We start from the raw sequence: 13167 nt of genomic DNA on the forward strand, positions 1-13167 counted from the left end.
CTTATTTTGACACAGTGTCATAAAGATTACCAATACCCAGTTTTTATTTTTCATCATGCTCTGAAAACATAATAAGGAGATATTGCCTCTGGGGCTGATATCTCCTTATCAGAGTGATCTATATATTTTTTAATGTTTTTCTAAACTGTACTGCAAACAATATCGCTGTAAATGTGACGGCCAGCAGATCGGCAATCGGTTCTGCCATGTATACAGCCATTGTCTGATTTGCTCTGAGAATCTGCGGCATAATGTAAATCAGCGGAATCAGGAGAATAAATTTTCTCATAACAGCAACGATAATGGATTCTGCCGCTTTTCCCAATGCGTTAAATGTCATCTGGCATGCCATCTGGATTCCAAATAAGAACATGGATCCCATATAAATACGAAGAGCCGTCTTCGTATATTCCATCAGCTGGGCGTCCGATGTAAACATCGCCGCGAATCCTCCCGGAAAGATCATAACAAACAGCCATAAAAGAATGGAATATCCCAGGCTGACTTTCAGCAGAAGTTTAAATGCACTCCGCACTCTCTGAGAATCTCCGGCCCCATAACAATAACTGATAATCGGCTGAGCCCCCTGGCCAAGTCCCTGAAGAGGAAGCATCGCAAACTGCATGACACTGGTAAGAATGGTCATGGCCCCTACTGCAATGTCTCCGCCATAGTTCTGCAGAGAACTGTTGAAGCACACTGAAATCACACTCTCACTGGCCTGCATAATAAAAGTAGCCACGCCTAAAGCCAGACATGGAAGTATGATTTCCGGCGTCAGCCCCAGATATTTTTTCTTTATTTTCAAAAATGTTTTCTTTCCGCACAGGAAACTTACGACCCAGATGCAGGACAATGCCTGTGAAATGATAGTTGCCAGAGCAGCGCCCCGCACGTCCATGTTAAACCCGAAAATAAAAATCGGATCCAGTATAATATTAGCAACAGCTCCTATCAGCACAGAAAGCATACCTGTTTTAGCAAATCCCTGCGCCGTAATGAAAGCGTTCATTCCCAGAGTGACTTCCACAAAGATTGTTCCCAGGGCGTAAATATTCATGTAGTGAACGCCATATTGAATCGTATTTTCACTGGCGCCAAATGCCATAAGAAAATCTCTGTTCCAGATCAGCAGCACCGCGGTAAGTACGATGGAAATGATAATCTGAAGAGTAAAACAATTCCCCAGTATTTTCTCTGCGGAGTCCTTATCCTTTTTTCCCATATAAATAGACGCTCTTGGCGAACCGCCGTATCCTACCAGTGCCGCAAACGCAGAAACGATCATGATCAGCGGCATACACACACCTACCCCTGTCAGTGCCGCTGCTCCGATTTCCGGAATATGTCCGATATAGATTCTGTCGACAATGTTATACAGCATGTTGATCAGCTGAGCCGCTACTGTTGGAAGCGCCAGCCTCAAAAGAAGTCTTCCCAAAGGCTCTGTCCTCAGGAATTCCTTATCTTCATTTGTTCCATCTGTGCTGTCATTTGACGGATTTTGAATTTCTGTCTGGTTGTATTCTTCCTTTTTCATAATGTTTTGCCCCTTTCCAATGCGTTTTCTATATTATGAAACAATCTGTCGAAAAACTGATCGTACATTTTCAGTTCTTCTTTTGTAAATCCTTCCAAAACAATATTTAAAAAATCCTGTCTGACTTCATTAATGCTTTCCATGACTGGTTCCGCCTGTCGATTCAGTTTCAGGTGTATTCTTCTTCTGTCCTTTGTATCCGGAATTCTCTCCAGAAGTCCTTTGCGGATCAGCGCGTCCACTCCCTTGGAAACCGCTCCTTTGGAAAGCATCCGGAGTTCTACGATATCAACTGCTGTATCTTTGCCCGGATTATTCTGCAAAAAACTGATAATGTCGCCCTCGATCACCGTAAGATCATATTCTGTACAGACTCTTTTCAGCATCTTATCATACAGGCGGAATAAGCTGCGCATTCCCATAAATAATTCTGTCGTATGGCTCATTGTCTCATCTCCTTTTAGTTTCTTTAGAAACTGTTTCTAAAGAAACATTTTACCACAATTCCTCTTTTCGTCAAGCGGCTGCCTGGAAAAACAGTTCTTTTCCTCACTTCTCATATACCTAACAAAGAGTCAAAAAAAACAGAGAGCTGTCCAGCTCTCTGCCATCTATCCTCCATCATAATTCAATGTATCAATTCAGAGTCTCCGCCATTTCCTGTCCTTCCCGGGTTCCCGCCAGTCCTCCGCGGCCGGTTTCTTTTAATCTGACGTCCATCAGATCGCCGACTTCTTTCATGGCGTCAATGACCTGATCCGGTGAAATCCGGCTTTTGATTCCTGCCAGAGCCATATCAGCTGACGATAGGGCAATGACAGCTCCTGCCACATTTCGTTTTACACAGGGAATTTCCACCAGCCCGGCGACCGGATCGCAGACCAGGCCAAGCAGGTTTTTCAATGACATGGCTGCCCCGTGTATGATTTGTTCGCCGGTTCCTCCCCGGAGATGAATCATGGCTCCTGCCGCCATGGCGCTGGCGGTTCCAATCTCTGCCTGACAGCCGCCGGAAGCCCCTGCAATACTTGCCCGCAGTGCAATCACCTGGCCGATGCCCGCCGCCGTATATAACGCTTCCAGGATCTTTTGTTCCGGTATCTTTCGTTCCTGCTCATATGGTACCAGAACCGCCGGCAGCACTCCGCACGCACCTGCCGTAGGCGCTGCCACAATTCTTTTCATGCAGGCATTTGATTCTCCCATCTGCAGCGCTCCGGCAATGACCTTGCCGACAAATGGTCCGCTGAGTGCTTTCCCATCTTTTACGTACTCTTCCATCTGCTTTCCTGCGCCTCCTACAAATCCGCTGTGAGAACGAATTTCTCCATCATAACACCGGGCAGCCTCCTTCATCGCATGCCAGAGTTCCCGCATCTGTTCCACAGACTCCTCACGGGTCGTATTTCTCTCGTTCATATCATCCAAAAGCACAGCTTCCCAAAAAGGAAGATTCTTTTCTCTGCATGTCTGCAGAATCATTTCTAAACTTTCAAATGCCATGACTAAATTTCACCTCCTACATTAATGTACGTCACTTTAAGCACCCCTTCCAAATGCTCCAGCCATCGAATGGATTCCTCCGGAATCGGCTGATCAGTCTCGATTACCATAACTGCGCGTCCGCCTCTTTTATTCCTGTAAAGCGACATATTTGCGATATTAACCGAATTCTGTGACAGCATGGTTGTAACATGCGACACATGCCCCGGCTGATCCATATTGTGTACAATCAGAGTCGGCATCTCGCAGGTACAATTTACATCAATATCATCCAGACGATTTATCATAATCCGCCCGCCTCCAAGAGAGGATGCCTGCACGGTCAGTTCACGCCCTTTTTCGCCTCTAACCCGGATCATCACAGAATTCGGATGAGCCTCCCGAAGCTGAATGGTTTCAAAAGAAAATTGAAATCCTGCTTCCTTGGCATACCGAAAGCTGTCCGGTATCCGCATGTCATCCGGCCGCATTCCAAGTAGTCCGGCGACCAGTGCTCTGTCTGTTCCATGCCCCCGTCCTGTTGCCGCAAAAGAACCATACATGCCAATGACAGCTTCAACAGGCCGCTGTGCCAGCAGCTTTCTGGTCATCAGCCCGATACGAACCGCTCCGGCCGTATGGGAACTGGATGGTCCGACCATAACCGGGCCAAGTATTTCAAAAACATTCATATCTGCACTCCTCTGCTGTTATTATCATTTCCCGATTTTTTAAAAAGGATCCTGCTTTTTGGGATTTTCTGCCTGTGGCGGACCTCATGAGCGATATTTTCCACTTCAACGCCGTGTCATCCTCCCGGAGCATTTTCCTTTTATCGGAATTCAGTTTTCTATGAAAGAAAGGCAAAGAAACCCTGCCGGCCTCTTTGCCTGAAATCATTATACTTCGAATTAAATTCGTTTACAACAGATAGTTTTCCGAATCTTTCCCAAAGGTTTCTCATTCTATAAATCCAGTCCGTCAACCCATTCCTGGATGTCCTCATCAGAAAATCCTGAGCCGAATCGTTCTCCTTCCTGCCAGTTTCCGGTTCCTGCCATTTCTTCCAGCAGGTCTCCGCTTTCTCCGATTCCTGAAGATGCGGCGGTACAAAACGGTATCACCGTTTTTCCTGTGAAATCATTATTCTCTGCAAATCCATTGACCGGCCATGCTGCGATTCCCCACCAGATTGGATAACCGATAAAGACCGTATCATAAGAATCCCAGTTATCGACCGTTATTGACTCCAATTCTACATCTCTCTGGTCTTCATTTGCATATTCCTGAGACACACGGCTGTTGTCATCGGTCCAGTCCAGATCATCGTCTGTATATAGATCCATCGGCTGCAATTCAAAAATATCCGCGTCTGTGGCGTCTGCTATGACTTTTGCCACACGCTCTGTATTTCCTGTTGCGGAATAATAAACAACTAGTGTTTTTCCGCCGCTTCCTTCTGTATTCTGTGCGTCCTCAGAAGAACTGTCTGCCGCTGTGGTACTTTCTGTTGTGCTTTCCGCTGTATTCTCTTCTGTGGTACTGCTTCCGCCGCTCGAACTGCAGCCTGCCAGCATTCCCACCATAACGCCGCAGAGAACCATCATCATCACTTTTTTCAGTTTCATCTGCATCACTTTTCCTTTCCGCATTACGCTTAACTTAATTGCTGTTTCCAAAATTCAACTGCATCGTAAATCCATCCCTCTGCTATTGTTCCAACGCCAAGACCAAAGCCATGCCTTAATCCTTTATATACATGAAACTCCGTTGGAATCCCGATTTCATCCAGGATTCCCAGACGATGTTTCATGACTCTCCAATCAGCAATCCCATCCCTGGTGCCGACACACGCATAGGTCGGCACCTCACTGTAAGATGCTGATGAATAACCTGTATACTGCATAATCACCGCAGCTGCCTGCTGAATATCTGACCTATCCGTCAATTGCCGGAGATAATCCCGGTTTCCCAGCACCGCAGCCATTCTGGCGCCTGCTGATCCGCCCCATAAAGAATAATGGTTCGGATCCATTTGAAATTCTGCCGCATGATCATGCAGGAAACAGATAGCTCTTGCCAGATCATCATATGGTTCCCGGGTTCTGTAAATCAAAGCAAAACCATGATACCCCAGCCTGCTTATTTCCAGTGCATGGGGAAAACTGTCATGCATTGCACCTACATAATAAAATCCTCCCCCGGCATTCATAATTCCAAACGGCTTTCCCGGTTCTCCCCGGAAGTAAAAAAGTCCTGTATTTTTTCTGGAAGGCTCCTGCTGCATCTCTCTGTCCGTATAAATCGGATAAAATATCTGATGTCCTTTTTGGACCTCCTGTTTCATATAGTTCAGGATTTCCACTGTTTTTTCTGTCCTGATATCCGAATACCACAGATAAATGCTGCTGGAACTTAATTCCTTTAATGTCATTCTTTCTGAAATAGACAGATCCATCGGAAACAGCAGCCGTCCAAATCCCCGGAATGCCGGATCACTGATAACTTCACCTGCCCTTGTATTTTCTGTAAATTCGCTGTACCTGATATTATCATCTCCTATTCGTTCCATATCCAGCATAAACCGTTATAAAAGTACTGCTCTGCATACCTTCCATTATGGGTTCCTCCTTCTTGTTCCAGAAAATAAAGGTTCCCTTCTGTCTCATTGTCTGCATAATGAAAAACATCTTCTTCTCTCATGGCATCAATCTGCTGTTTGAAAGAGGAATATGCAAAATCATCGGTTCCGGATGCCGCAAAGATAAAAAAGTCATTCCAGTCATGTCCGGATTTTTCCACGATGGATGCCATATAATCTCCGTCTGTTGTCAGACTGCCGCTGGACGGCATGAAATACCGGAAATAATCCAGACAGTATTCAAAGGTTCTCCAGGTTGCCACTGAACCCATGGAAAAACCGCAAAATGCTCTGTGATCTCTGGAATCCCGAAGTCCTTCTTCTGATGTATCTTTGGCATATGTACTGTAAGTTCCTTCGACTGCGGGAATCAGGTCATTGATCAGTTCATTATGATAATTTTGCGTTAATTCCAGTGCCAGACTGTAGTCGCTGCTGTCATTTTTGCTTTCATTCTGATATCCTCTTCTATTTTAATGAATAAAATTTGTAAACTCTGTTACTGGCTCTGCTCCCGGAAGACAGACTCCTGCTTTGTCGGCTGCCTCTCTGCACTTCAGGTGATACGCCATATTTTTGGCAAGAATCCGCATCGTCTGCATTCCTTCCCGATCCTGTTTTACTTCCTCCGGATTGGTTCCATGAACAATTGTCCAATATCTGGAAGTAATGATCGGCATCTGCATCAGGGCAAAATACTTATTGATCTGATCCCAGGCAGCGGTGGTTCCCGCGCGCCTTGCAGAGACAACAGCAGCTGCCGGTTTCATATAAAATCTGTCTCCGCCGCCATTTAAATCTGCGTAAAATGCCCTGTCCAGAAATGAAGTAATCGCTCCGGATGGTCCTCCCCAGTGCACCGGGGTTCCAAAAATATAACCGTCATAATCTCCTGCGATTTCCAGGAATTCATTCACCCTGTCATCAAATACACATTTGTTGTTTTTGATGCATGATTTGCAGGCGATACAGCCGGACAGAGGTTTGTTTTCCACCCAGAAATAATCGGAATCTACACCGTTTTTCTTCAGTTCTTCCGCAATCTCATCCAGGGCTGTCTTTGTGCATCCGTTTTTATGCGGACTGCCGTATACCAGCAAAACTTTCATTTCTATCATCCTCCTTATATATGCTGTTCCTGGAATCCGTCAGTTTTTTCTTTCTTTTTCGCATAAAACCTCATTTTATTCCACAACCCGGGTTCCGCCGAACACCTCTGACATTTCCATATGATTTAATGCGTCATCCAGAGTTTTTACTTCCTCCGGCGTTAATTCAATATCTGCCGCTCCTGCATTTTCTTCCAGACGTTTTAATTTTCTTGTGCCCGGAATCGGTACGATCCACGGCTTCTTACAGATCATCCATGCCATAGAAATCTGAGCCGGCATCGCGTCTTTTTCTTTCGCTGTATTCTGCAGCAATTCCAGTAAGTTCTGATTTTTTTCCATTGCTTCCGCACGGAACTGCGGCATAGCACTTCGATAATCGAGTTTTGCGTCAAATTTTGAATTTTTATCATATTTTCCTGTTAAAAATCCATTTGCCATTGGTGAAAAAGCGACAAATCCAATTCCAAGCTCTTCTAAAACTGGGAATAATGGCTCATAATGTCTTGCCATCATGGAATAGCGGTTCTGAATCGCGGTAAGCGGACATACTGCATTTGCACGGCGAATGGTTTCTTCTGTCGCTTCCGACAATCCCCAGTGAGTAATCTTTCCTTCCTGAATCAGTTCGGACATAACTCCTGCTACTTCTTCAATCTGAACCTTCGGATCATATCTGTGCTGGTAATACAGATCAATATGATCCGTCTGCAGACGCTTCAGAGATTCGTCTACAGATTTTCGAATTACTTCCGGCCTTGAATCCGGAGCCAGCGGATGCTTTATCTCATCCGACTCCATATCGAAGTGAATGCCGAATTTTGTTGCAATCACAACTTTGTCCCGGTACGGTTTTAACGCTTTTCCAACAAGTTCTTCATTGTCATGAGGATTATCCGCTGTCCCGTAAACTTCCGCTGTATCAAAGAAAGTATAACCCATGTCTACTGCTTTCGCCAATAACTCTGTCATTTCTTTCTTGTCCGCAGGCGCCCCGTAAGCATGGCTCATTCCCATACATCCAAGACCTACTGCTGATACCTTTAAATCTTTTCCCAATGTTCGATATTTCATAATCTTTTGTCCTTTCTCTATTTCTATTTAAAATCTTCATCGTTAATCACATTAATGACTTTCGTATCTGCCGTAATCTTTTTATTGATCACCGCCTTGTGCTGTGATGAGGCTTCGCCGTTTTCTCCTGAACTGCGGGCTGAACATCCTGACAAACACAAAACTGCACACAGAACTGCTTTTCTCAACCACTTCACCTCCGTTCTTCTTATCTTTATCATAAAAAAAAAGAGACTTTCACAGAAGTCTCTCTTCGTTATTCAGTATATACCTTAAGGTAATTACATTCCTATTCCGGTTTCATCACAGCAGAAGCAGCCTTTAAAAACCGCTTTACCGTATGGGTCGGTTCTTTTGAGTACAGCAGACCGAACGGAATCTGATAATCCCAGTCCACCCTCAGAATTTTTAACAGCGGATGAACGGATTTCCAGTTATCAATGGCCATTAACAGGTCATCGCTGTTTTCACAGCGGTTAAAAATATCGACATTATAAAAATCAAAATCCACAACTGTAATGTCCGGATGATTTTCTTCCAGATCTTCTCTCAGCATATCAACATAATGGCTCCAGCCGGGACGCATCAGCAGTAATTTCTCTCCATACAGATCTTCAATCTTAAGAGAACCTTTCGCTGCCAGACGGTGATGGACGGAGCAGGCACAGCAGATCGGTACTTTAAACAATTCCTGTCCCTCACACTGCCGGTACTGAAGCATTGTTTCATCAAAAATTCCCGCTACGATATCGATATTCTGACCCAGATTTTTTAAGATCTCTCTTGCGTTTTCCGGTGTATTTTCAAAAGGTATGATCTGAAATTTGATATCCTCACACTGTTCATGAATCTTCGGCCATAATTCTACCAGAACCTGCGCCGGCGTCATCGGGGATGTGCCGATCCGGATCACGTTCTGTTCTTCTTCCATGGCTCGCTTTGCTCTTTCTACCGATTCCTTGCAGTATTGAATCACATATTTTGCATCCTTATATAAAGATTTTCCGGATGCAGTCAGTTTCAGTCCGCGGTGCGTCCGGACAAACAGCTCTAATCCAAGGCTTGTTTCCAGTAAATTAATCTGTTTAATCACTGCCGGAGGAGTAATATAAAGCTGTTCCGCCGCTTTGTTAAAACTTCCGGCATCTGCTACGCTGATAAAAGTTTCCAATTGAGGATTATACATAAATCTCCTGCCTTTCTTCTCGTGCCCTTTCTTTTCGCTGCTTTAAATATATCGAATCCGGATGGGCGTGTCAAACCGAAGGTTTACAATCTTTCCCATTTTCTATCAGCTTTCGTTTGCCGGTCTTACTGCCAGATCGAAACCATACGCTATTTTACCGAAAGTCTTTTTTCCTGAAAATCATCCTCTGATTTCCTTCTGATTTTATTCCTTTCAGGCATTTGCTTCTATTTAAGATAAGCATTGGATATTCCGCAGGTTCATTTATATAATAAAATCAACCAACAGTCGAACACGAAAGGAGTACAGCATGAGAAAATTTTTTATATTACTCGTATCTTCCGTTCTGATGTTTTCTATGACATCCTGCAAAACTTCTGATTCTTCCACGAAATCTTCTTCCGAAACAGAAACATCCTCTCAAACAGAAAATTCCGGAACGGATGCGGAGACTGAAAATACTTCAGATTCCAAATCCGCCGGAAGAATCTCCATTGAATCTAATGGAAATACCATTATTTTTGAATTAAATAACAGCCAGGCGGCACAGGATCTGTATGATCAGCTTCCTTTATCTGTAGAATCTGAGGATTACAGTGATAACGAAAAAATCTTTTATCCGTCAGAGGATCTGAACGTAAGTGATGCTCCGGAAGCGGAGGGCGGCGCAGGGGTTCTTGCTTATTATGAACCGTGGGGAGATGTTGTTATGTTCTATGACGATTTTGATTCCAGCAGCAGTCTGTATGAACTGGGCCGCGTTGTTTCCGGCAGCGAATGGATTGAAGATATGTCCGGAACCATTGAGATCAGTCAGATGCAAACAGAATCTTAGATGAAATACGTTTAACCCCGGCAGAACAGTTCTGCCGGGGTTTTCGTTTATCCACTCGGTCAAATCACCAGATTGATGATCATGCCCGCTGTAAAGGCATAGGCCATAATGAATACCAGATATGTCAGAAACCTGCGGATCCCCAGAACGATTTTTAATGCTCCGAGATTCGTGATCTTTGTTGCCGGTCCCGTAATCATAAATGAGGCAGCGCTTCCTATGCTCATTCCTTCCCACAGCCACTGCTGCAAAAGAGGAATCGTACCGCCTCCGCAGGCATAAAGAGGAACTCCAACTGTTGCCGCCATCAAAATTCCAAATGCTTCATTTCCGCCAAACAGATCCGTCATCAGATCTGCCGGCACATATCTCTGAAACAGGGCGGAAAGAATAATTCCGATCAGGAAATAAGGACCTGTCGCTTTCATATTTCTTCCGAGATTTTTGATATATCTTAAAAATATATCCCTGTCAATGTCATGATTCTCCGGTTCATCAAATCCATGAAAATTGAAAAATGATTTTCTCCGGTAAAATACCCGGATCAAAAGTCCCGCCGTTATCCCACAGAGAAAGCATGACAGGATTCGTATCGCAAGGACAGTCTCTCCCAAAGCCGCGCTGTAGATCATCAGCTGGGGATTTAACAAAATGGAAGACATCATAAATGCCGCCAGCCAGTCATCTCGGATTCCGCTTCTGGAAAATGAAGCCGCTATAGGGATTGTTCCATACATGCATAGAGGCGACAGCATGCCAAGGCCGCTGGAAATCACGATTCCAAAAATGCCTATTTTTTTACTTCCCAGTGACCGAAACACATTGTGGATATGATCTTTTGCGAAAACAGACACCGCAGAGCCGATGATCATTCCTAATACCCAGTACCCGAAAATCTGTTCCAGCTGGACACTGAAATAATACCAAAGATAAATGAATTCCCGCTGCAGCATTTTGCTTCCTCCTGTTTACTCATCGATGTTGACCAGCGAATAACTTCTGCTTCCCAGGCCGATGTCTTCGGCGTGTTCCAGTGTACGCAGCCCGTCCCTTGACTCAATTCTTTCCATCAGAGAATCTCCGTCATCTGCCGCAGCCACCAGGTCAATACAGGCCTGATCCAGCGCCACAGGATCATATGATGCCAGGATTCCGATGTCATGCATATCCGGTTCCGCAGGATTGCTGTCGCAGTCACAGTCAACAGAAAGACGGTTCATCACATTGATGTACAGCATATTTCCGTCCATATAATCACTGACAGATTTTCCTGCTTCTGCCATGGATTCCAGGAACGCGTCCTGTTCGCCGCTCCACATATTGCCTCCGGTACCGCCAGAATGGATGAAAGATTTCCCTTCCGCAGACGCCATACCGATGGAAATGTTTTTGAGGGCTCCTCCGTATCCTGCCATTGCATGGCCTTTAAAATGAGACAAAACGACATAATAGTCATAATCTTCAAAATGAGAACCCACCTGATTTTCTTTCAGACGGCTGCCGCCCTCTACCGGAATTGTCATGGAACCGTCCGCATCCATAATGTCTACATCTGCGATTTCTGTATACCCGTGATCTTCCGCCAGCTGCATATGATAAGCGGTATTCGCCCGGTCCCCGCCGTAGGCTGTATTGCATTCTACGATGGTTCCGTTTACTTCTTCCACAAGATCCTGTATCAACGCCGGCCGCAGATAATTGCTTCCGGTTTCTCCTGTGCTGATTTTTACTCCCACGTGATCTCCCATATTTTTCACCCCCAGGGCTTCATACACCTGCATCAGTCCATCCGCGCTGATGTCTTCCGTCATATAAACCTTTGGACCATCTCCGGTATTCCATTGTCTGGTATCGGTTTCTGTTGATGAAGTCGTTTCCGTTTCTGCCGCATCGTCATTCCGGGACCCGCATCCCACGGATATTGTTCCTGTCAGCAGTACTATAAATACAGCTAAGAAAACTTTTTTTCTCATGGCTGCCTCCTTTCTTACTGGTTCGTCCGAGATACCCATTCCTTAATGTCATTTTCTGATGAGGAAGCATCTTCTTCATAACAGTCAAAAATATTATCTGATATTTCTGCATCCGGAAGAGCATCAGTGATAATCTCCACACTGTTGGCAAGACCTCCTGTACCATGGGAGCAGAACAGATATACCTGTTTCCCGGAAAGATCATTTTCTTCCAGGAAGGACAGCAGCGCCATCGGTACGCCATACCACCAGTTTGGATATCCAAGATAAACCATGTCATAATCATCCAGGTTTTCTACACTTTCTTCCAGTTCCGGTCTGGCGTCATCGCCCCGTTCTTCATTTGCCCGTTCCAGGCAGTCATCCCAGTCACTTGGATACGGATCCTTCACACGGATAGAAAATAAATCTCCTCCTGTTTCTTCCTGCACCCATCCTGCCAGCTCCTGAACATTTCCCGGCGCAATAACACTCGGAGAAGTCACTGCGTCTACATCTTCATCCAGAACCGCGTTATCCGCCCAGGAAAAATAAGCGACAAGAACCCTTCCATTCGTCTGCCGGCCGGAATCTGCCGTTGTCCCAGAAGACGCCGCTTCCTCTGCGGTTTTTCTGGCCGATTCTGACTGCGTACTTTTCTCATTGGAATTACTGCAGCCGGTAAATGAAAAAACGAAAACAAGACTTAACAACGATAATAAAAATCTTTTCATTCATGACCTCCTGACTCTGAATTTTCAGGACATATTCTGTCCTCAGTTTTGCACGTTCACTTTCTGATTTCATTATAAAAAGGCCCTGTCTTCGTGTCTAATACTTAAACCTTATGATTTCTCATACATCACAGGCATACGGCAGGTTCTGTCTATTTTGAACTTATTTCCCTCTAATAAATGACAAATTTTCTTGAAAAAGAGGGTTGAAAAATACCGGCATAGGGTATATATTATAGGTGTCAAAAGGAAATACCCCCACAGGGTTTATGGAAGGAGAATAGATTTGGAAGAGAAAAAAGAATGCGCAGGTTGTAAACACAGGACTAAAGAACGTTCCGAAAAAGAACGGAAGGCTATGATGAATCGCTTAAGCCGGATTGAAGGCCAGGTCAGAGGGGTTCGGAAAATGGTAGAAAATGATGTATATTGTCCGGATATCCTGATCCAGGTCTCTGCGATCTCTGCCGCTCTTAACAGCTTCAATAAAGTGCTGCTGGCGGAGCATCTCCACTCCTGTGTGGTAGATGATATTAAGAAGGGCAGGGAAGATGAAGCTATTGATGAGCTTGTCAAAGTCCTTCAGAAACTTATGAAATAATTGATTAGACCTT

Annotated in this window: 16 protein-coding genes; 2 read left to right on the forward strand and 14 right to left on the reverse strand. The window is 44.8% G+C overall.

Features of this window, described 5'->3' with window-relative positions; all coding sequences use genetic code 11:
• Positions 1–118: 118 nt before the first annotated feature.
• From JMF81_RS06830 to JMF81_RS06880, 11 genes are all read right to left on the reverse strand, one after another.
• A complete protein-coding gene (locus JMF81_RS06830) occupies positions 119–1540 on the reverse strand; it encodes an MATE family efflux transporter (protein ID WP_201310700.1) in 1422 nt (473 codons plus the stop codon).
• Positions 1537–1986, reverse strand: a complete 450-nt coding sequence (locus tag JMF81_RS06835) for a MarR family winged helix-turn-helix transcriptional regulator (RefSeq protein ID WP_201310701.1) — start codon at positions 1984–1986, stop codon at positions 1537–1539. Before JMF81_RS06835 ends, JMF81_RS06830 begins: the two co-directional genes overlap by 4 nt.
• Positions 1987–2176: 190 nt before the next feature.
• The gene (sdaAA, locus tag JMF81_RS06840) at positions 2177–3043 is read right to left on the reverse strand and encodes an L-serine ammonia-lyase, iron-sulfur-dependent, subunit alpha (RefSeq protein WP_201310702.1); all 867 of its coding nucleotides are present in this window, start codon (positions 3041–3043) and stop codon (positions 2177–2179) included.
• A gap of 2 nt (positions 3044–3045) precedes the next feature.
• Entirely contained in the window at positions 3046–3714 is a 669-nt protein-coding gene (gene sdaAB, locus JMF81_RS06845) for an L-serine ammonia-lyase, iron-sulfur-dependent subunit beta (protein WP_201310703.1), read from the reverse strand.
• A gap of 273 nt (positions 3715–3987) precedes the next feature.
• The gene (locus tag JMF81_RS06850; protein WP_201310704.1) at positions 3988–4650 is read right to left on the reverse strand and encodes a flavodoxin; all 663 of its coding nucleotides are present in this window, start codon (positions 4648–4650) and stop codon (positions 3988–3990) included.
• A 29-nt stretch (positions 4651–4679) separates the two neighbouring features.
• Positions 4680–5594: an alpha/beta hydrolase gene (locus JMF81_RS06855; RefSeq protein ID WP_243282559.1), complete on the reverse strand. Its 915-nt coding sequence runs from the start codon at positions 5592–5594 to the stop codon at positions 4680–4682.
• Positions 5582–5935 (reverse strand): hypothetical protein, encoded by a 354-nt coding sequence (locus JMF81_RS06860; RefSeq protein ID WP_201310705.1) that lies wholly within the window; start codon positions 5933–5935, stop codon positions 5582–5584. The genes JMF81_RS06855 and JMF81_RS06860 overlap by 13 nt, the downstream gene beginning before the upstream one ends.
• 201 nt (positions 5936–6136) lie before the next feature.
• A complete protein-coding gene (locus JMF81_RS06865; protein WP_201310706.1) occupies positions 6137–6772 on the reverse strand; it encodes a flavodoxin family protein in 636 nt (211 codons plus the stop codon).
• A 75-nt stretch (positions 6773–6847) separates the two neighbouring features.
• Positions 6848–7846, reverse strand: coding sequence for an aldo/keto reductase (locus JMF81_RS06870; RefSeq protein ID WP_201310707.1), 999 nt, complete (start codon positions 7844–7846; stop codon positions 6848–6850).
• Positions 7847–7869: 23 nt separating this feature from the next.
• Positions 7870–8034 carry a putative periplasmic lipoprotein gene (locus tag JMF81_RS06875; protein ID WP_201310708.1) on the reverse strand — a complete coding sequence of 55 codons (165 nt, stop codon included), beginning with the start codon at positions 8032–8034 and terminating at the stop codon, positions 7870–7872.
• Positions 8035–8135: 101 nt separating this feature from the next.
• The gene (locus JMF81_RS06880) at positions 8136–9032 is read right to left on the reverse strand and encodes a LysR family transcriptional regulator (protein ID WP_201310709.1); all 897 of its coding nucleotides are present in this window, start codon (positions 9030–9032) and stop codon (positions 8136–8138) included.
• A gap of 310 nt (positions 9033–9342) precedes the next feature.
• Here JMF81_RS06880 and JMF81_RS06885 point away from each other — a divergent pair, with 310 nt between their 5' ends.
• Positions 9343–9867, forward strand: a complete 525-nt coding sequence (locus JMF81_RS06885; RefSeq protein WP_243282560.1) for a cyclophilin-like fold protein — start codon at positions 9343–9345, stop codon at positions 9865–9867.
• Between the two features lie 59 nt (positions 9868–9926).
• On the opposite strand, the gene JMF81_RS06890 is transcribed toward JMF81_RS06885, so the two are convergent.
• From JMF81_RS06890 to JMF81_RS06900, 3 genes are all read right to left on the reverse strand, one after another.
• On the reverse strand, positions 9927–10820 hold the full coding sequence (locus JMF81_RS06890) for a permease (protein ID WP_201310710.1): 894 nt from the start codon (positions 10818–10820) through the stop codon (positions 9927–9929).
• Positions 10821–10835: 15 nt separating this feature from the next.
• Positions 10836–11678, reverse strand: a complete 843-nt coding sequence (locus JMF81_RS06895; RefSeq protein ID WP_243282568.1) for a DUF362 domain-containing protein — start codon at positions 11676–11678, stop codon at positions 10836–10838.
• Positions 11679–11854: 176 nt separating this feature from the next.
• Positions 11855–12553, reverse strand: a complete 699-nt coding sequence (locus JMF81_RS06900) for a flavodoxin (RefSeq protein WP_201310712.1) — start codon at positions 12551–12553, stop codon at positions 11855–11857.
• Positions 12554–12839: 286 nt separating this feature from the next.
• Here JMF81_RS06900 and JMF81_RS06905 point away from each other — a divergent pair, with 286 nt between their 5' ends.
• The gene (locus tag JMF81_RS06905; protein ID WP_243282561.1) at positions 12840–13154 is read left to right on the forward strand and encodes a metal-sensing transcriptional repressor; all 315 of its coding nucleotides are present in this window, start codon (positions 12840–12842) and stop codon (positions 13152–13154) included.
• The last annotated feature ends 13 nt before the right edge of the window (positions 13155–13167 follow it).

This window comes from Anaerostipes butyraticus, from assembly GCF_016586355.1.
In the GTDB taxonomy this organism is placed as follows: domain Bacteria; phylum Bacillota; class Clostridia; order Lachnospirales; family Lachnospiraceae; genus Anaerostipes; species Anaerostipes butyraticus.

Coding starts and splice junctions, on each gene's coding strand:
- JMF81_RS06860 (WP_201310705.1), bottom strand. CDS start 5,935: ATGGGTTCAGTGGCAACCTGGAGAACCTTTGAATACTGTCTGGATTAT.
- JMF81_RS06865 (WP_201310706.1), bottom strand. CDS start 6,772: ATGAAAGTTTTGCTGGTATACGGCAGTCCGCATAAAAACGGATGCACA.
- JMF81_RS06855 (WP_243282559.1), bottom strand. CDS start 5,594: ATGGAACGAATAGGAGATGATAATATCAGGTACAGCGAATTTACAGAA.
- JMF81_RS06895 (WP_243282568.1), bottom strand. CDS start 11,678: ATGACGGAAGACATCAGCGCGGATGGACTGATGCAGGTGTATGAAGCC.
- JMF81_RS06885 (WP_243282560.1), top strand. CDS start 9,343: ATGAGAAAATTTTTTATATTACTCGTATCTTCCGTTCTGATGTTTTCT.
- JMF81_RS06830 (WP_201310700.1), bottom strand. CDS start 1,540: ATGAAAAAGGAAGAATACAACCAGACAGAAATTCAAAATCCGTCAAAT.
- JMF81_RS06850 (WP_201310704.1), bottom strand. CDS start 4,650: ATGAAACTGAAAAAAGTGATGATGATGGTTCTCTGCGGCGTTATGGTG.
- JMF81_RS06870 (WP_201310707.1), bottom strand. CDS start 7,846: ATGAAATATCGAACATTGGGAAAAGATTTAAAGGTATCAGCAGTAGGT.
- sdaAB (WP_201310703.1), bottom strand. CDS start 3,714: ATGAATGTTTTTGAAATACTTGGCCCGGTTATGGTCGGACCATCCAGT.
- JMF81_RS06835 (WP_201310701.1), bottom strand. CDS start 1,986: ATGAGCCATACGACAGAATTATTTATGGGAATGCGCAGCTTATTCCGC.
- JMF81_RS06880 (WP_201310709.1), bottom strand. CDS start 9,032: ATGTATAATCCTCAATTGGAAACTTTTATCAGCGTAGCAGATGCCGGA.
- sdaAA (WP_201310702.1), bottom strand. CDS start 3,043: ATGGCATTTGAAAGTTTAGAAATGATTCTGCAGACATGCAGAGAAAAG.
- JMF81_RS06900 (WP_201310712.1), bottom strand. CDS start 12,553: ATGAAAAGATTTTTATTATCGTTGTTAAGTCTTGTTTTCGTTTTTTCA.
- JMF81_RS06890 (WP_201310710.1), bottom strand. CDS start 10,820: ATGCTGCAGCGGGAATTCATTTATCTTTGGTATTATTTCAGTGTCCAG.